General features: G+C 70.2%; 17 protein-coding genes. 8 read left to right on the forward strand and 9 right to left on the reverse strand.

The features are described 5' to 3' along the window. Nucleotides 1-56 precede the first annotated feature (56 nt). Nucleotides 57-1,019, forward strand: a complete 963-nt coding sequence (locus HNQ73_RS04645) for a hypothetical protein (RefSeq protein ID WP_183332735.1) — start codon at nt 57-59, stop codon at nt 1,017-1,019. A gap of 43 nt (nt 1,020-1,062) precedes the next feature. Here HNQ73_RS04645 and grpE read toward each other — a convergent pair whose 3' ends face one another. Together grpE and HNQ73_RS04655 are read right to left on the reverse strand one after the other, a co-directional pair. Further along, nucleotides 1,063-1,686 carry a nucleotide exchange factor GrpE gene (grpE, locus tag HNQ73_RS04650; protein ID WP_183332737.1) on the reverse strand — a complete coding sequence of 208 codons (624 nt, stop codon included), beginning with the start codon at nt 1,684-1,686 and terminating at the stop codon, nt 1,063-1,065. Between the two features lie 60 nt (nt 1,687-1,746). Beyond that, the gene (locus HNQ73_RS04655) at nt 1,747-4,551 is read right to left on the reverse strand and encodes a [protein-PII] uridylyltransferase (protein WP_183332739.1); all 2,805 of its coding nucleotides are present in this window, start codon (nt 4,549-4,551) and stop codon (nt 1,747-1,749) included. A gap of 161 nt (nt 4,552-4,712) precedes the next feature. Between HNQ73_RS04655 and HNQ73_RS04660 the strand changes: the two genes are divergently transcribed. Next, nucleotides 4,713-5,222, forward strand: coding sequence for an OsmC family protein (locus tag HNQ73_RS04660; protein WP_183332741.1), 510 nt, complete (start codon nt 4,713-4,715; stop codon nt 5,220-5,222). Nucleotides 5,223-5,252: 30 nt separating this feature from the next. Here HNQ73_RS04660 and gshB read toward each other — a convergent pair whose 3' ends face one another. The 3 genes from gshB to rsmI form a co-directional block, all read right to left on the reverse strand. Further along, nucleotides 5,253-6,197 carry a glutathione synthase gene (gene gshB / locus HNQ73_RS04665; RefSeq protein WP_183332743.1) on the reverse strand — a complete coding sequence of 315 codons (945 nt, stop codon included), beginning with the start codon at nt 6,195-6,197 and terminating at the stop codon, nt 5,253-5,255. 86 nt (nt 6,198-6,283) lie between these two features. Then, entirely contained in the window at nt 6,284-6,664 is a 381-nt protein-coding gene (locus tag HNQ73_RS04670; RefSeq protein ID WP_183332745.1) for a YraN family protein, read from the reverse strand. Continuing rightward, nucleotides 6,661-7,611, reverse strand: coding sequence for a 16S rRNA (cytidine(1402)-2'-O)-methyltransferase (gene rsmI, locus HNQ73_RS04675; RefSeq protein ID WP_210304934.1), 951 nt, complete (start codon nt 7,609-7,611; stop codon nt 6,661-6,663). The genes HNQ73_RS04670 and rsmI overlap by 4 nt, the downstream gene beginning before the upstream one ends. A 228-nt stretch (nt 7,612-7,839) precedes the next feature. Between rsmI and HNQ73_RS04680 the strand changes: the two genes are divergently transcribed. Next, a complete protein-coding gene (locus tag HNQ73_RS04680) occupies nt 7,840-9,075 on the forward strand; it encodes a penicillin-binding protein activator (RefSeq protein WP_183332747.1) in 1,236 nt (411 codons plus the stop codon). Between the two features lie 3 nt (nt 9,076-9,078). Here HNQ73_RS04680 and hemW read toward each other — a convergent pair whose 3' ends face one another. The 3 genes from hemW to rph form a co-directional block, all read right to left on the reverse strand. Beyond that, nucleotides 9,079-10,239 carry a radical SAM family heme chaperone HemW gene (gene hemW, locus HNQ73_RS04685; protein ID WP_183332749.1) on the reverse strand — a complete coding sequence of 387 codons (1,161 nt, stop codon included), beginning with the start codon at nt 10,237-10,239 and terminating at the stop codon, nt 9,079-9,081. Nucleotides 10,240-10,313: 74 nt separating this feature from the next. Then, nucleotides 10,314-10,958 (reverse strand): RdgB/HAM1 family non-canonical purine NTP pyrophosphatase, encoded by a 645-nt coding sequence (rdgB, locus tag HNQ73_RS04690; protein WP_183332751.1) that lies wholly within the window; start codon nt 10,956-10,958, stop codon nt 10,314-10,316. A gap of 14 nt (nt 10,959-10,972) precedes the next feature. After that, nucleotides 10,973-11,686, reverse strand: a complete 714-nt coding sequence (gene rph, locus HNQ73_RS04695) for a ribonuclease PH (RefSeq protein WP_183332753.1) — start codon at nt 11,684-11,686, stop codon at nt 10,973-10,975. A 285-nt stretch (nt 11,687-11,971) separates the two neighbouring features. Between rph and HNQ73_RS04700 the strand changes: the two genes are divergently transcribed. Further along, nucleotides 11,972-12,265, forward strand: a complete 294-nt coding sequence (locus tag HNQ73_RS04700) for a GYD domain-containing protein (RefSeq protein WP_183332755.1) — start codon at nt 11,972-11,974, stop codon at nt 12,263-12,265. A 53-nt stretch (nt 12,266-12,318) separates the two neighbouring features. After that, complete coding sequence (locus tag HNQ73_RS04705) at nt 12,319-12,990, forward strand: D-lyxose/D-mannose family sugar isomerase (protein WP_183332757.1); 672 nt, start codon at nt 12,319-12,321, stop codon at nt 12,988-12,990. On the opposite strand, the gene HNQ73_RS04710 is transcribed toward HNQ73_RS04705, so the two are convergent. Beyond that, nucleotides 12,991-13,740 carry an SDR family oxidoreductase gene (locus tag HNQ73_RS04710; RefSeq protein ID WP_183332759.1) on the reverse strand — a complete coding sequence of 250 codons (750 nt, stop codon included), beginning with the start codon at nt 13,738-13,740 and terminating at the stop codon, nt 12,991-12,993. A gap of 150 nt (nt 13,741-13,890) precedes the next feature. Between HNQ73_RS04710 and mutM the strand changes: the two genes are divergently transcribed. From mutM to HNQ73_RS04725, 3 genes are all read left to right on the forward strand, one after another. Beyond that, entirely contained in the window at nt 13,891-14,775 is an 885-nt protein-coding gene (mutM, locus tag HNQ73_RS04715; RefSeq protein ID WP_183332761.1) for a bifunctional DNA-formamidopyrimidine glycosylase/DNA-(apurinic or apyrimidinic site) lyase, read from the forward strand. Between the two features lie 97 nt (nt 14,776-14,872). Beyond that, a complete protein-coding gene (locus HNQ73_RS04720; RefSeq protein WP_183332763.1) occupies nt 14,873-15,646 on the forward strand; it encodes an enoyl-CoA hydratase in 774 nt (257 codons plus the stop codon). A 54-nt stretch (nt 15,647-15,700) separates the two neighbouring features. After that, the gene (locus tag HNQ73_RS04725; protein WP_183332765.1) at nt 15,701-16,495 is read left to right on the forward strand and encodes a TSUP family transporter; all 795 of its coding nucleotides are present in this window, start codon (nt 15,701-15,703) and stop codon (nt 16,493-16,495) included. Nucleotides 16,496-16,542: the final 47 nt, after the last annotated feature.

Raw genomic sequence — 16,542 nt, forward strand, 5'->3', positions numbered from 1 at the left:
GCGCCATGGAACAGCAGCGCCGACCTGCTGCCTGCCCGTGTGAGGAGAATGAGCGTATGGCATCCCTGTTGCCGCGTCTTGTCATGATGGCCCTGGTGGTGCTCGCGGGACTGACGGCCGCGCCGCCGGCGCGCGCCGCCGAGCCGCCCTTCCTGCCGGGCCTCAGCATCGGTTTCGAGCCGCCGCCGTCGATGAAGCCGGCTACCCAGTTCTCGGGCTATGTCGACGAAAACGCCGGCGCCAGCATCGTCATCGTCGAGATGCCTGCGGAAGCCTATGCCGATATCGAGAAAGGCTTTGATGCCGAGGCGCTCAGCAGCCAGGGCGTCACCGTGCGCAAGCGCGCCCCCTTCCCCCTCGGCAAGGACATCAAGGCCTTTCTCGTCGAAGGCGCCCAGAAGCAGGGCACAGCCGTCTTCGACAAGTGGATCCTGGTGGCGACCAACGGCAAGACCACCGCGCTCGTGACGGTGCAGGCACCGGCGACGACCGCCGGCTATGACAGCGCGACCATCGAGAAGAGCCTCAAGACGGTCGCGTTCCGCCCGCCGCCCGGCGTCGAGGAGCAGCTCGCCTCGCTGCCGTTCCGCCTGGGCGATCTCGCCGGCTTCCGTGTCGTGCGCGTCGCCACCGGCAACAGCGTGCTCATGACGCAGGGCCCCAAGGACGTGGTGCGCGAGGCCGAGCAGCCGCTCATCATCATCTCCTCGGGGGAGGCGGCCATTCCCGGCACGCTAGAGCAGGACCGCTTCGCCAAGCAAGCCTTCGCCACCCTGCCCGGGATCAACAACGTCGCCATCCAGCGCATCGAGGGGCGGGACGAGAACGGCGTGCCGATGCACGAGATCGTCGCCACCGCCGACGACATACGCACCAGGCACCGCCTGTTCCTGATGCAGATCGTGCGCTTCGAGCGCTCCCACTACCTGCGCCTCGTCGTCATGGCGCGGGAGAAGCAGCGCGGCGACCTGGAGAAACGCGCACGCGCCATCGCGGCCGGCCTGTCGATGGGCTCGTGAGGCTGGCCGCGGAATGACTCGCCCGGCGGATGCCGGACGATCCTCAGTTGGGCTTGGGTTCGTCGGCCGGCGCTGCGGGACCGCTCTCGGCACTGCCCGGCTTCGGGCCGCCCTTGGAGACGCCAACGAGAGCCGGCCGCAGCACACGCTCGCCGATCACGAAGCCGGCCTGCACCACCTGGACGACGGTGCCGTTGGGCACGCTCGTGTCCGGCACCTCGAACATGGCCTGATGCAGGTTGGGATCGAAGCGCTCGCCCTGGGGCACCAGCTTTCTCACGCCGTGGCGCTCGAGCGTCTTGAGAAAGTCGCGCTCGGTCAGCTCCACGCCCTCGACGAAGGGCTTGATGGCCTCATTGTCGCGCAGCTCCGCCGGCAAGCTCTCCAGCGCACGCTGGATGTTGTCGGCGACCGTCAGCATGTCGCGGGCGAAGCCGGCGATGCCGTAGGCACGCGCATCCGCCACCTCGCGCTCGGTACGCCGACGCAGGTTCTCCATCTCCGCAAGCGCGCGCAGCAGCTTGTCCTTGAGGTCGTCGCGCTCGTTGACAAGGTCTTCGAGCGTCTCGCCCTCGGCTTGCTCTTGCTCCGGCGCCGCATTCTCAGGAGCATCGGCCGCGTCAAGGGTCTCGTCGACCACCTCGGGTCGGGTCGGCTTCTGGGTCATGCTGTTCCGTTGCTGGCTTGAATGCTATTGAGCGGGATATCAGGCCTTGCAGTGCAAAAATCAAGGACTTGGCCTTGCACGCGCCGCTTCGCCGCGCCCTGCTCCCTGGCCGTCGTCCTCGTTGCGGAGCACTTCCATCAGCGTGCGCCGGATGGCTGCCTGACGGCTGCCGCTGACGATTTTCGCCCCCGTGAGATCCGTCACGTAGAACACGTCCACCGCCTTCTCGCCGAAGGTGGCGATGTGGGCGGAACCGATGTTGAGGTTGAGCTTGCCGAGCGCCGTCGTGAGATCGTAGAGCAGCCCCGGCCGGTCGAGGCAGGAGACCTCGATGACCGTGTGGCGCTGTGAGAGCCTGTTGTCGAGGGCCACCTCCGGCGGCACGTGAAAGGCGCGCATGCGCTCGCGCGCCGACGACGGCCGCCTGGAATCGACCAGGTCGGCGATGCGCACCTCGCCCTTCAGCGCCCGCTCGATGGCGAGCGCGATGCGCTCGCCCCGGCGCAGTTCGTCCTCGTCCTCGACGAAGGCGCGCGAGACGAAGATGGTGTCGAGCGCCAGTCCGTCGGTGGTCGTGAAGATCTGCGCATCGACGATATTGCCGCCGGCAGAAGCGCAGGCACCAGTGATGATGGCGAGAAGGCGCGGATGGTCCGGGACGAGCACGGTCAGCTCCGTCACGCCGCGGAAGCGGTCCGTCTCCACCGCCGTGGCCGTCGTGTCGCCGCGCGCCTCGGCCGCCGCGAGGAAGCGGGCGTGCTTCACGCGGCGCGGCAGCTCCACCTTGAGCCAGTAGGCGGGGTAGTGGCGCCCCGCATAGGCCTCGAAGGCCTTGTCCGTCCAGTCGGGCAGGGCCTCGCGCAGGGCGGCCTGGGCACGGCGCACGCGCTCTGCCTGGCCGACGCCCGAGTGGCCTCCGGACAGCACCAGCTCCGTCTCGTAATAGAGCTGGCGCAGCAGCTCGCCCTTCCACCCGTTCCACACACCAGGCCCCACGGCCTTGATGTCGGCGACGGTGAGGATAAGCAGCAGCTTGAGCCGCTCCATCGTCTGCACGAGCGAGGCGAAGTCGGCAATGGTGCGCGGATCCGCCAGGTCGCGGCTCTGGGCGACGGTGGACATGACGAGGTGGTTTTCCACAAGCCAGGCGAGCGTGTCGATCTCGCCCTCGTCGAGACCGAAGCGCCTGCCGAGCCGGCGGGCGACGCGCGCCCCGGCGATGGAATGGTCCTCGTCGCGGCCCTTGGCGATGTCGTGCAGGAACACCGCCACATAGAGCACCCGCCGGTGGCGGATGCTGCCGATGATGCTGTTGGCGAGCGGATGCTCGGCCTCGAGCCGCCCCGCCTCGATCTCGGCGAGGACGCCGACGGCGCGCAGCAGGTGCTCGTCCACCGTGTAGTGGTGGTACATGTTGAACTGCATCATCGCGACGATGCGGCCGAAGTCCGGCACGAGGCGGCCGAGCACGCCGACCTCGTTCATGCGCCTCAGCACAACCTCCGGCGCGTTGCGCGAGGTGAGGATGTCGAGAAAGAGGCGGTTTGCCTCCGGATCCTCGCGCACAGAGCGGTCGATGAGCTTGAGCGAGCGGGTGGCGAGGCGGCTCGCGTCGGGATGAATGGCGAGGTTGTGCCTGTCAGCCAGCCAGAACAGGCGGATGAGGTTGACCGGGTCACGGCGGAAGACTTCCTCGTCCACCACCGTGATGCGATTGTTCTCGATGGCGAAGCCCGGCACCCCGAGCGTCTGGCGCCGCTGCCCGCGCAGGCGGCGCACGAAGCGGTCGAGCATGGCGCGCGGCTTCTCCTGCCGCGCCTCCAACGCCGCGCAGACGATGGCCGTCAGGTCGCCCACGTCCTTGGCGACGAGGAAGTAGCGCTTCATGAAGCGCTCGACGGCGGAGAGCCCGCCATGGGCACCATAGCCGATGCGCTGCGCGATAACGCGCTGCAGGTCGAAGGACAGGCGCTCCTCCGCCCGTCCGGTGGCGAAATGCATGTGACAGCGTACCCGCCAGAGAAACTCCTCGCAGCGGTGGAAGAGCTTGTACTCGGCCTGGGTGAACAGGCCCGCCTTGACGAGCTGGCGCTGGTCGCGCACGCGGTAGACGTACTTGGCGATCCAGAACAGCGTGTTGAGGTCGCGCAGGCCGCCCTTGCCCTCCTTGACGTTGGGCTCGACGAGATAGCGCGAGGCGCCGCGCTGCGAGATGCGTGCATCCCGCTCGGCGAGCTTTGCCTCGACGAAGGCCTGCGCGGTGCCCTCGATGACCTCGGCGTCGAACCGCTTCAGGAAATCCTCGTAGAGCGGCTTCTCACCGATGAGGTAGCGCGTCTCCAGCAGTGCCGTGCGGATCGTCATGTCCGCCCGTGCCTCGCGCAGGCAATCGTCCACCGAGCGCGTGGCGTGGCCGACCTTGAGCCTCAGATCCCACAGGATGTAGAGCATCGCCTCCACGACGCTCTCGCTCCAGGCCGTCTGCTTGTAGGGCAGGAGGAAGAGCAGGTCGACGTCCGAGCCCGGCGCCATCGTGCCGCGGCCGTAGCCGCCGGTCGCGACGACGGCGAGGCGCTCGCCCGTCGAGGGGTTGTCCGCCCGGTAGAAGTGGCGCACCACGACGCCATACACCGCCTTGACCACGGCATCCATGAGGGCGCACAGCCGCCGGGCGCAGGCGAGCCCGTCCTGCTCGGCGAGAAGCCTCTCCTCCGCCGCTGCGCGGCCCTTGGCAAGCCCGGCGGAGAGGCAGGCGATGAGCTCCTTCCGCAGGCGGTCGCGGTCGTGGCCGTGCTGCGCCTCCAGCGCCGCGACCTCGGCCGCGATGTCCTCCGGACCGTAGGTGGGTCCCGTTCTGTGATCCATGCCCGATGGCTCTCCTGCCTCGTCGCCCGCGCACATAGCACACGGCTGGCCGATGGGCACGGCCTGCAAGCCTTCTTGACGTCCGCATCCGCCCGGCGCACACGAGGGCACCCCGCGCAGGCCGGCTCGCCGGCGGCACCCACAGACGACGAGGAAGCCCCATGGACGCCCAGTCGCTTCGCGCCCTCCAGGCGCCGCTCAAGAACACCTACCGCGAGAATCCCGCCGCCGCACTCGTCACACTCAAGGCGCGCGGCACCCTGGACGACACGAACATCGCCTGCAAGGTCGAGACCGGCCGCGCCCTGGCCGTGGCGGGCCTCCATCCGGCGACGGGCGGCAGCGGCCTCGAGCTGTGCTCGGGAGACATGCTGCTGGAGGCCCTCGTGGCCTGCGCCGGCGTCACCCTCAAGGCCGTCGCGACGGCGCTCGAGATCCCGCTGCGCTCCGGCACGGTGGAGGCCGAGGGGGACCTCGACTTCCGCGGCACGCTCGGCGTCGACAAGGAGGCGCCGGTCGGCTTCAAGGCCATCCGCCTGCGCTTTTCAGTCGACACGGACGCGCCGCAGGAAAAGCTCGACCAGCTGCTGAAGCTCACCGAACGCTATTGCGTCGTCTACCAGACGCTGGCGCGCGGCCCCGCCCTGGAAACCCGCCTCGCACGCGCCTGAACGGCCGGCGCAGGGCTCCCCGCGGCGCGGTCAGGCGCCGCGCCGCCGCTCGATCGCGTCCCACACCGTCACTGCGAGATCCGGCCCGCCGAGGCGCTTGATGGCGCGGATGCCCGTGGGCGAGGTGACGTTGATCTCGGTGAGCAACCCGTCGATCACGTCGATACCGACGAGCACCAGGCCCCGCTCCCGCAGCGCCGGACCGATGGTCTCGCAGATTTCGCGCTCACGCTCCGTCAGGTCTGTCGGCTTGGCCGCGCCGCCGCGCACCATGTTGGAGCGGATGTCGTTCTCCGCCGGCACGCGGTTGACGGCGCCGGCCGCCTCGCCGTCGACGAGGATGATGCGCTTGTCGCCCTCCTTCACCTGCGGAAGAAAGCGCTGGACGACCCAGGGCTCCCGGAAGGTGGCGGCGAAGAGGTCGTAGAGCGAGCCGAAGTTCGGGTCGTCTCGCGTCACGCGCAGCACGGCCGCGCCACCGTGGCCGTAGAGCGGCTTCATGACGATCTCACCCATCTCGCGGCGGAAGGCCTCGATCTCCTCCCTGTCGCGTGTGATGAGCGTCGGCGGCATCAGGTGCGGAAACTCGGTGACGAAGAGTTTTTCGGGCGCATTGCGCACATGGGCGGGGTCGTTGACCACGAGCGTCTTCGGATGCAGGCGCTCCAGCATGTGCGTCGTCGAGATGTAGGCAAGGTCGAAGGGCGGGTCCTGGCGCAAGAGGATCACGTCGACCCGCGACAGGTCGAGCCGCTCCGGCTCGCCGAGGCTGGCATGCTCCCCGACGATGTCGCGCACACGCACCGGAAAGGCCCTGGCCGTGACCATCCCGTCACGCATCGAGAGCGTGTCGGGCGTGTAGTAGAGCAGGTCGTGCCCGCGCGCCTGTGCCTCGAGCATCAGGGCAAAGGTGGTGTCGCCGGCGATGTTGATGCGCTCGATGGGATCCATCTGCACGGCAACGGTGAGGCCCATGGTCCGTGTCCTTTCTCCAAGCCAGCCCTATATGGCGTGGCCCCGATCCATGCGCGAGGGCGCGCACGAAGGCAAGCACCCCGTCTTCAATCAATGGCGAGGGAAAGGACGGCCGGCACGTGCCGCGGCAGGCGCCGCGGAGCAAGAAAGACGGCGTCGCAGCGCAGCGTCAGCCCCGCCGCCCACGGGTTGCGCGCCAGCCAGTGGCGCACGCAGCGCGCCATGCGCGCCGCCTTCTGCTGCGAGATGGCGGCATGGGCATCCTCCAGCTGGGCGCGCGCCTTGACCTCGACGAAAGCCACCGTGTCGCCGCGGCGGGCGATGAGGTCTATCTCGCCGCCGGCAGCGGCATATCGGCGGGCGACAATGCGGTAGCCCTTGAGAACGAGGACGAGCGCGGCCAGCGCCTCGGCGCGCAGCCCCGTCCGCTGCGCCTTGGCCTGCCGGCTTGTCGGCGCCCTGTTCATGTGTCGGCCTCGCCGAGCTTCAGCGCGCGCTGGTAGACCTCGCGCCTGGGCAGGCCCGTGGCACCGGCAACGAGCGCCACCGCGTCCTTCAGCGAATGGCCGGCGAGTGCCTCCCTGAGCATCTTGTCGAGATCCGCCTCGCTGTGGCGCTCCGCAGCGACAGGCTGGCCGATGAGCACCACGATCTCGCCCTTGGGCGGCGGCTCGGCCCCGAACTCGGCCGCAAGCGCGGGGAGCGAGCCGCGCCGCACGGTCTCGTAGAGCTTGGTCAGTTCCCGCGCCACCGCCGCCGGCCGGTCCCCGAGCACGGCCGCCGCATCCGCCAGCATCTCGGCGAGACGGCGGGGTGATTCGAAGAACACGAGCGTGCCCGGAATGCCGCCGATCTCGGCGAGGCGCGCGCGCCGCGCGGCGCTCTTCGCCGGCAGGAAGCCCTCGAAGAAGAAGCGATCCGTCGGCAGGCCGGAGACGACGAGGGCCGTCAGCACGGCCGAGGGGCCAGGCACGGTGGTGACGGGGATGTTCTCCGCCAGCACGGCCTCGACGAGCTTGTAGCCGGGGTCAGAGACAAGCGGCGTGCCCGCGTCCGAGACGAGCGCCAGGGCCTCGCCGGCCTTGAGCCGGGCGAGGATGCGCGGGCGCATCTGCGCCGCGTTGTGTTCATGATAGGCGATGAGCGGCGTCGTGATGCCGTAGTGGGCGAGCAGGGTTTTCGTCACCCGCGTGTCCTCGGCGAGAATCGCGTCGGCCGCCGCCAGCGTGCCGAGCGCGCGGAAGGAGATGTCCTTCAGGTTGCCGATGGGCGTCGCGACGAGATGAAGCCCCGGCGCGAGCGGCTCCGCCTCGGCCGCGAGGCCGAAGGCCGTGAAGCGCGCGGCGGGCCGCTCGGCCGCCTCTGCCTGGTTGGCACCGTCCCGTCCCGCTCCGCTCCTGATTCTGCCCGTCATGATGTCCCTGCCGCGGCGCTCCCTGCATTTCGTACAGCTGTGCACGACAATTTTGCCACGCGCCCTGCACCTTCCATAGCAGACGATGCCCCGCTCCGGGCAGGTCGGGCGTTCGGAGGCGGGAGCGAGCATTTACTTTTGGTTGCGATCCTGATGCGACTTTTGAACAATGCCGGCTCATCCGGCCCACTGGCCGCTCACCAGCCGAGAGGTGCTCAGGAGTCTGCCGTGACGCGCTACCTTGCCCGCAACCCCGCTCGCCCCGACGCGGCGCCCTCGCTGTGGCGCCGCCTCAAGCAGGCCGCCCTCGTTCTCGCGACGGGCGTGCTCGTTGCCTCGTGCAGCGGCAGCCTATCGAACATGACGGGGGGCGAAGGCGTGGCGAGCGAGCCGGCGCCGAGCGTTCCGGGCACCACCATCGGCACCGGCAACGTCAAGGTGGCGCTCATCCTGCCGCTGTCGGCCGGCGGCCAGGCCGGCGCGGCGGCCGTCTCCCTGCGCAACGCCGCCGAGCTCGCCATGAGCGAGTTCAGCCAGCCGGACATCCAGCTTCTCGTAAAGGACGACCGCGGCACGCCCGAAGGAGCGCGCGCCGCCACGCAGGCGGCCATCTCCGAGGGGGCGGAGCTGATCCTCGGCCCGCTCTTTGCCGATGCCGTGCGCGCCGCCGGCCAGGTGGCCCGCGGCGCCGGCCGGCCGGTCATCGCCTTCTCCACCGATGCCGGCGTCGCCGCGCCGGGCGTCTATCTCCTGAGCTTCATGCCGGAATCGGAGGTGGAGCGCGTCGTCGCCTATGCCGCGCGCCAGGGGCTGCGGTCGTTCGCCGCGCTTATCCCCAATACGGCCTATGGCCGCGTTGCCCAGGCCGCCTTCCAGACGGCGGTCGCCCGCAACGGCGGGCGCATCGTCGCCATGGAGACCTATGACCGCGCCAGTGCCGCGGCCCAGGCGGCCAAGATCGCCGCCGTCGCGGGCGGCACCTCGCCACAGGTCAATGCCGTCTTCGTGCCGGACAGCGGTGATTCGCTCATCGCCGTCGCCCAGGCGCTGCACGGCGCCGGCGTCGATCCGCAGAAGGTGCGCATGCTCGGAACCGGTGTGTGGAACGAGGCGCGCATTTTCTCGCAGCCCGGCCTGCAAGGCGGGTGGTTCGCCGCCCCCGACGCGGCCGGCTTCAATGCCTTCGCGCAGCGCTACCGGGCCAAGTACGGCAGCGACCCGACGCGCATCGCCACGCTCGGCTACGATGCCGTCTCGCTTGCCGCGGCACTGGTGCGCACCCAGGGCGCGCAGCGCTTCAGCGAGCCGGTGCTGACCAATGCCTCGGGCTTCGCCGGGGCGGACGGCGTCTTCCGCTTCAACCCCAACGGCACCAACGAGCGCGGCCTCGCGGTGCTCGAAATCCGCAACGGGACGGCGGTTCCGGTCTCGCCGGCCCCCCGCCAGCTCGGCGCCGGCGGCTGATCCTCAGGAGGAGAGGTCGGCCACCAGCGCGTCGAGGACGGGGAAGCCCGCCTCCGTGGCGCGCAGCCGGCCCGCCGCATCACGCGCGAGGAGCCCTTCGGCAATGAGGGCGTCGACCCGGCCGGCATCGAGCGGGCGTCCGGCGAGCGCTGCAAAGCGCCCGGGATCGATGCCCTCGACGAGGCGCAGTCCCATCAGCAGGAATTCGTCCCCCTGCGCTTCCGGCGAGAGGATCTCGCTGCTCTCGATGCCGTGGCCGTCGCGCTCCACCGCCGACAGCCAGTCCTCCGGCCCGCGGACGGTCACTGTGGCGAGGCGCCCGCCGGCCGTAACCAGGCGGCCATGCGCCCCCGGCCCGATGCCGGCGTATTCGCCGTAGCGCCAGTAGAGCAGGTTGTGCCGGCACTCCGCGCCCGGGCGGGCGTGGTTGGAGATCTCGTAACCCGGCAGGCCATGCCGCGCGCAGACTTCCTGCGTCACGTCATAGAGCGCGCGCCCTGTCTCGCTGTCCGGCACGCTCAGCTTGCCGGCGGCCACCAGCCGCTCGAACCACGTGCCCGGCTCGATGGTGAGCTGGTAGAGCGACAGGTGTTCGACGGCATGGCCGATGGCCTCCTTGAGCTCCGCCGCCCAGGCGGCGGGCGTCTGATGAGGGCGCGCGTAGATCAGATCGAAGGAATAGCGCTCGAACGTGTCGGCGGCGATACGCACTGCAGCCAGCGCCTCCGCGGCCGTGTGCATGCGCCCGAGGCGGCGCAGGTCCGCATCGTTGAGCGCCTGCACGCCGAGGGACACCCGGTTGACACCGGCCGCGCGATAGCCCCGGAAGCGCTCCGCCTCGACGCTGGTGGGGTTGGCCTCCAGCGAGATCTCGGCGTCCGGTGCGATGGACCAGTGCCTCGCCACTGCATCGAGAATGGCCCCGACGGTTGCCGGCCGCATCAGCGAGGGCGTGCCACCACCAAAGAAAATGCTCGTCACCTCGCGTGGGCCGGTGAGCGCGGCGTTGTGGGCGATCTCGCGCGCGAAGGCGGCGACGAAGCGCTCCTCGTCCACCCGCGTGTGCCGCACGTGGCTGTTGAAGTCGCAGTAGGGACACTTCGAGGCGCAGAACGGCCAGTGCAGGTAGACACCGAAGCCGGCGTCGGCAGTGGGATGTATCAAGGCTCGTCCTGCAGTTTCCGACAAGGCTTCAGTCACGGGACAAGGTGGCCATCGGCAGCCCCTTCCCCGCCCGGCTATCGGGCCGCTGTGTCCTTTCGAAGGCAGGCGGCGGCAAGTTTCGAGAAGGCGCGGGCGCGGTGCGAAAGGCCTTCGCCCTGGCCCCAGCCGTGCTTCTCGTCGCCCGTCATCTCGCCGAAAGTTCGCGCGTGCCCGTCGGGCTGGAACATCGGGTCGTAGCCGAAGCCCCTGTCACCGCGCGGCGGCCACACAAGGGTGCCGAAGACACGGCCCTCGAACAGCTCCTCGTGCCCATCCGGCCAGGCGACAACGAGGGCAGAGACGAAATGCGCCCGCCGCGCCTCGGCCTCCGTCGCCCCGCGCCGGGCGAGCTCCTCCTCCACCCGCCGCATGGCATGGGCGAAGTCCTTGCCCGGCCCGGCCCAGCGGGCGGAGAAGATGCCCGGCGCCCCGTCGAGCGCGACGACGCACAGGCCCGAATCGTCGGCGAGTGCCGGCAGGCCGGCCGCCTTCGCCGCCGCATGGGCCTTGAGCGCCGCATTCTCGGCAAAGGTCATGCCGGTCTCGTCCGGCTCAGGCAGGCCGAGGTCGCCCGCCGAGACCGCCTCGACGCCGTAGGGCGCGAGCAGCTCCTGCATCTCACGGAGCTTGCCCCGGTTGTGCGTGGCGATGACGATCTTGCCCTCGAGCCTGCGCGCCATGGGACCGCTCCCGCTCACATCACGGCCATTTTCTGCAGGTCGACGAGCTTGGCCGCGCCCACGCGCGCCAGCTCGAGGAGGGCCATCAGCTCCTCCACCGTGAAGGGCTTGCCCTCGGCCGTGCCCTGCACCTCGACAAGGCCACCCGAGCCCGTGATGACGAAGTTGGCGTCGGTCTCCGCCACCGAATCCTCGGCATAGTCGAGGTCGAGCACAGGCGTTCCTTCATGGATGCCGCAGGAGACGGCCGCCACGTGGTCCTTCAGGGCCTCGCCCTGCAGCATGGAGCGCGCCTTCATCCAGGCGATGCAGTCGTGCAGGGCCACCCAGGCACCCGTGATCGCCGCGGTGCGCGTGCCGCCGTCGGCCTGCAACACATCGCAATCGATGACGATCTGCCGTTCGCCGAGCGCGTTGAGGTCGACGACGGCGCGCAGGGAGCGGCCGATGAGCCGCTGGATCTCCTGTGTGCGGCCGGAGGGGCGGCCCGCCGTCACCTCGCGCCGCGTGCGCTCCATCGTCGCGCGCGGCAGCATCGAATATTCGGCCGTCACCCAGCCGCGGCCCGTGCCGCGCAGCCACGGCGGCCCCCGCTCCTCGAGGGAGGCGGTGCACAGCACGTGGGTATCGCCGAACTTCACGAGACAGGAGCCCTCGGCATAGCGCGCCACCGCCCGCTCCAGGGAAACCTTGCGCATTTCGTCCGGCGCACGCCTGGATGGCCTCATCGCTTCTCTCCTCCGGCACTCGGCCGCTCGACTATGGGTCGGCATGCTTCTAAGCGGCTTTGGCGGGCGTGGGAACAGGCTTTCGCGCTGCGGGGGCGCCGGCGCCACCCGCCCGTGACTTCTGCCTTCCGCTGCAATGCCTTGCCGGACCCTGAGGCGCGGTCCACACTCAAGGGCTCCACCCCGCGTCCCGCGCCCCTTCAGCGGCGCTTGGCGGGGCATGATCCGGCACGGGGCGGTTCCGGAACGAGCGCCGCGGCGGCCGAAGCCGCCGGGAGGAGCGCCATGACGACCTACATCCTGCTCGCCAACTGGACGGATCAGGGCATCCGCAACATCGGGGAATCGCCGGCCCGGCTCGACGCGGCCAAGAAGGCGCTCGCCGACATGTCCGGCGCCCTGCGCGCCTTTTACCTGTGCATGGGCGATTGCGACATGGTGCTCATCATCGAGGCGCCAGACGACGCGGTGGCGGCGCGCTTCACGCTGCAGCTGGGCCGGCTCGGCAACGTCCGCACCCGCACACTGAAGGCCTTCCCCGAGGCAGCCTATCGCGAGATCATCGCCTCGCTCGCCTGAGAGGCGGCACGCGCCCCGCCTGCGGGCGGGGTCACGCCCCGGAGGGAGGACGCATGCGCCGATCGGACATCAACGCCTTGCTGCGCGAAGCCGCGGCTTTTTTCGCAGCCCATCAGTTTGCCCTGCCGCCGTGGGCCGCCTGGTCCCCGGAGGAGTGGGCTGCACATCCAGCCGTCGCACGCTACTGCGCCGCGCGGCAGATGGGTTGGGACGTCACCGATTTCGGCTCCGGCGACTTCCCGCGGCGCGGGCTCGTCCTCTTCTGCCTGCGCAACGGGATCGCCGGCGTGCCGGGCGAGGCGCCCTATGCCGAAAAACTGATGATGGTGCGCGAGGGACAGGAGACGCCCTGGCACTGGCACAGGGTGAAGATGGAGGACATCATCGTGCGCGGCGGGGGCAGCCTCGCCGTCGAGGTCTTTTCCCGCACCGCAGACGGCAGGCGCGGCGAGGGGCCGGTCATCGTCCACTGCGACGGCATGGCCCGCGAGGTGGCCCCGGGCGAGCCGATCCTGCTCGCACCGGGCCAGAGCATCACCATCCCGCGCGGACTCGCGCACCGCTTCTACGGCGCGCCGAGCACCGGCACGGTGCTCGTCGGCGAGGTCTCGCAGGTCAACGACGACCACGCCGACAATGTGTTTCTGGAAGAGTTGCCACGCTTCGCCGCCATTGAGGAGGACGAGCCCCCACTCCACCCGCTGTGGAACGAGGTCGCGGCCTGATCAGCGCCCGCCCGTCACGCGCACGAAGGCCCCCGTGATGTAGGAGGCCGCGTCGGACAGCAGGAAGAGAATGGTGCGCGCCACCTCCTCGGCTGTCCCGGTGCGGCCCATGGGGATGAGCGGCGTCAACCGTGCCAGCCTCTCGGGCGCGTGGGAGCTTCTGGCGTGGATGTCGGTCTCGATGAGACCGGGCTGCACGGCATTGACGCGGATGTTCTCGCCGGCGAGCTCCTTCGACAGGCCGATGGTGAGCGCATCGATGGCGCCCTTGGACGCCGCGTACCAGACATATTCGCCTGGCCCGCCGAGCTGCGAGGCGGCCGAGGAAATGTTGACGATCGCCCCACCGTGGCCCCCGTGCTTCGGCGACAGGCGGCGGATTGCCTCCTGCGCTGCCAGGATGGCGCCGGTCACGTTGACGTCGATGCAGGCGCGGATCGTGGCGCTGGAGGCGGCATCGAGCCGGCTGACGGGACCCGTGATGCCGGCGTTGTTGACGAAATGGGTGAGCCGCCCGAGCCTCTCGTCGACCTCGGCGAAGAGACGGCGGATCTCTTCCTCCTTGCCCATATCGGCCTTGAAGGCCTCGGCCCGCACGCCTCTGGCACGGCAGTCAGCGACGATCGCCTCGGCGGCGGCGGCATCACTGACGTAGTTGACGGCGACGTGATAGCCCTCGGCGGCGGCGAGGCGGCAGGTCGCCGCGCCGATGCCGCGGCTGCCGCCGGTGACGAGAAGAATCCGCTCCATGGCTTCCCTCCGGATGGTGTGTGTCGGCCCCTGCCGGCCATGGGAGCGCGGCCCAGCCGCGCCCGTCAATGGCCGCGGCCCATGGACAGGAACGGGCGGACGCGGCACAACGGCCCGCCGTGGGAAGCCCGCCCGGAGGAGCACGACACGATGCCCGAACTGCCCGAGGTCGAGACGGTGAGGCGGGGCCTCGAGCCCGCCATGGTCGGCGCCGGCATCGCGGCCGTCGACCAGCGCCGGCCGGACCTGCGCTTCCCCTTTCCGGAACGCTTCGCCGAGCGGCTCCGGGGCCGGACCGTCATCTCACTCGGGCGGCGCGCCAAGTACCTGATGGCGGACCTGTCGGGCGGCGACATCCTCGTCATGCATCTCGGCATGACGGGCCGCTTCATCGTGGAGGAGCCGGGCGGGGCGCTGCGCGAGCCCGGCGACTTCTACCAGGAAGCCGGCCGCAACGCCGCCCACGACCATGTCGTGTTCCTGCTCTCCAACGGCGTCCGCATCACCTACAACGACGCCCGCCGCTTCGGCTTCATGACACTCGTGGCCCGCGACGAGCTCGACCGGCACCCGCTCTTCCGCCACCTCGGCGTCGAGCCGCTGGGCAACGCACTCGACGGCGCGCTCATCGCCCGCCTGTTCGCCGGCCGCAAGGCGCCGCTCAAGGCCGCGCTGATGGACCAGCGCCTCATTGCGGGACTCGGCAACATCTATGTGTGTGAGGCGCTGCACCGGGCCGGCCTGTCGCCCCTGCGCCCCGCCGGCACGCTGGCGACGAAGACGGGGCGGGCGACCGCGGCCGCCGAGCGGCTGGCGACGGCGATCCGCGACGTGCTGAACGAGGCCGTCGCCGCCGGCGGCTCCACCCTGCGCGACTACGTGAAGACGGACGGCTCACTCGGCTATTTCCAGCATGCCTTCCGCGTCTACGACCGCGAGCATGCGCCCTGCCCGACGCCGGGCTGCCGCGGCACTGTGGCGCGGCTCGTCCAGTCCGGCCGCTCCACCTTCTGGTGCAGCCAGTGCCAGCGCTGAGGCATCGGAAAGCCGTGGCAGCTTTGCGCGAATGCGTATGGACGCGGCCGTCCACCTTCGGGTAGCCCTTCCGCCAGCACATCGCAGGAGTTCTCCCATGGCCTATGAAACCATCCTCGTGGAGACGCGCGGCAAGGTCGGCCTCGTCACGCTCAATCGCCCGCAGGCCCTTAACGCCCTCAACTCGCAGCTCATCGGCGAGCTCAACCAGGCGCTCGACGCCTTCGAGAAGGATCCGGGCATTGGCGCCATCGTCATCACCGGGTCGGAGAAGGCCTTCGCGGCCGGCGCCGACATCAAGGAGATGCAAAGCCTCACCTATCCCGAGACCTATCTCGAGGACTTCATCACGAGCTGGGACCGCGTGGCGAGCCGCCGCAAGCCGCTCATCGCCGCGGTCGCCGGCTTTGCACTCGGCGGCGGCTGCGAACTGGCCATGATGTGTGACATCATCATCGCCGCCGACACGGCGAAGTTCGGCCAGCCGGAGATCAAGCTGGGCGTCATGCCCGGCGCCGGGGGCACCCAGCGCCTGACGCGCATCATCGGCAAGGCGAAGGCCATGGAACTCTGCCTCACCGGCCGCCTGATGGGTGCCGAGGAGGCGGAGCGCGCCGGCCTCGTGGCCCGCGTCGTGCCGGCGGCCGAGCTGCTCGAAGATGCGCTGAAGACGGCGGCGACCATCGCCGACATGTCGCTGCCCATCGTCATGATGGCCAAGGAGAGCATCAACCGCGCCTACGAGACGACACTGGCCGAGGGTATCCGCTTCGAGCGCCGCCTGTTCCACGCCATGTTCGCCACCGCCGACCAGAAGGAGGGCATGGCGGCCTTCGTGGACAAGCGCAAGGCGGACTTCAAGAACCGCTGACCGGCGTCTATAGAGGGAGCGCATGCCCGATCCGGCGGGGGAGGCCGGTCACCCATGGCCGGTCTCGAACTCGACATCGTCGCCCTGCTTGCGCTCGTGGCGGTGGGAGCCGGATTCGTCGATGCCATCGCCGGCGGCGGCGGCATGATCACGGTGCCGGCGCTGATGCTGGCCGGTCTCGACCCCGTCTCCGCCGTCGCCACCAACAAGCTGCAGGGCACCTTCGGCGTCGCCGTTGCCACCCACCGCTTCGCCCGCGCCGGCATGATCGACTGGCGCGACGCAGCGCCGCTGGCATGCGTGGCCAGCGTCGCCGCCATCGCCGGGGCGCTCGCCGTCAGGGTGCTGCCGGTGACGCTGGTCGCGGCCGCGATGCCTGTTCTCCTCATCGCCGTCGCCGTCTATTTCGCGCTCTCGCGCAAGGTGCGCGACGAAGACGCGCGAGCCCGCATCAGCCGCCTAGCCTTCATCCTCGCCGTCGTGGTGCCCGTCGGCTTCTACGACGGGCTGCTCGGGCCGGGCGCCGGCTCCTTCTACATGCTCGGGTTCGTCACGCTCCTCGGCTTCGGCGTGGTCCGCGCGACGGCCCACACCAAACTGCTCAACTTCGCGAGCAATCTCGGCGGCCTCGCCCTCTTCGCGGCGACAGGGGCCGTGCTGTGGCCGCTCGGCCTCGCCATGGCGGCCGGCCAGCTCGTCGGCGCCCGCCTCGGCGCCTCCCTCGCCCTGCGCCACGGCGCCCGGCTCATCCGCCCGCTCATCGTCGTCGTCTGCTGCCTGATGGCGCTGCGCCTCCTGCTCGACAGCGCCAACCCGCTCGGGCAATGGCTGCTGAGCCTCCTGCCCTGACCTCCGCCGCCGATTCCCGTCGCGCCGATGCGACAGGCCGTTGACGC

The sequence above is a fragment of the Chelatococcus composti genome (assembly GCF_014201415.1).
Classification (GTDB): Bacteria; Pseudomonadota; Alphaproteobacteria; order Rhizobiales; family Beijerinckiaceae; genus Chelatococcus_A; species Chelatococcus_A composti.

Excerpts from the sequence above, each read along its gene's own strand:
- HNQ73_RS04645 (WP_183332735.1), top strand. The coding sequence starts at position 57 with ATGGCATCCCTGTTGCCGCGTCTTGTCATGATGGCCCTGGTGGTGCTC.
- grpE (WP_183332737.1), bottom strand. The coding sequence starts at position 1,686 with ATGACCCAGAAGCCGACCCGACCCGAGGTGGTCGACGAGACCCTTGAC.
- HNQ73_RS04655 (WP_183332739.1), bottom strand. The coding sequence starts at position 4,551 with ATGGATCACAGAACGGGACCCACCTACGGTCCGGAGGACATCGCGGCC.
- HNQ73_RS04660 (WP_183332741.1), top strand. The coding sequence starts at position 4,713 with ATGGACGCCCAGTCGCTTCGCGCCCTCCAGGCGCCGCTCAAGAACACC.
- gshB (WP_183332743.1), bottom strand. The coding sequence starts at position 6,197 with ATGGGCCTCACCGTTGCCGTGCAGATGGATCCCATCGAGCGCATCAAC.
- HNQ73_RS04670 (WP_183332745.1), bottom strand. The coding sequence starts at position 6,664 with ATGAACAGGGCGCCGACAAGCCGGCAGGCCAAGGCGCAGCGGACGGGG.
- rsmI (WP_210304934.1), bottom strand. The coding sequence starts at position 7,611 with ATGACGGGCAGAATCAGGAGCGGAGCGGGACGGGACGGTGCCAACCAG.
- rdgB (WP_183332751.1), bottom strand. The coding sequence starts at position 10,958 with ATGGCGCGCAGGCTCGAGGGCAAGATCGTCATCGCCACGCACAACCGG.
- rph (WP_183332753.1), bottom strand. The coding sequence starts at position 11,686 with ATGAGGCCATCCAGGCGTGCGCCGGACGAAATGCGCAAGGTTTCCCTG.
- HNQ73_RS04700 (WP_183332755.1), top strand. The coding sequence starts at position 11,972 with ATGACGACCTACATCCTGCTCGCCAACTGGACGGATCAGGGCATCCGC.
- HNQ73_RS04705 (WP_183332757.1), top strand. The coding sequence starts at position 12,319 with ATGCGCCGATCGGACATCAACGCCTTGCTGCGCGAAGCCGCGGCTTTT.
- HNQ73_RS04710 (WP_183332759.1), bottom strand. The coding sequence starts at position 13,740 with ATGGAGCGGATTCTTCTCGTCACCGGCGGCAGCCGCGGCATCGGCGCG.
- mutM (WP_183332761.1), top strand. The coding sequence starts at position 13,891 with ATGCCCGAACTGCCCGAGGTCGAGACGGTGAGGCGGGGCCTCGAGCCC.
- HNQ73_RS04720 (WP_183332763.1), top strand. The coding sequence starts at position 14,873 with ATGGCCTATGAAACCATCCTCGTGGAGACGCGCGGCAAGGTCGGCCTC.
- HNQ73_RS04725 (WP_183332765.1), top strand. The coding sequence starts at position 15,701 with ATGGCCGGTCTCGAACTCGACATCGTCGCCCTGCTTGCGCTCGTGGCG.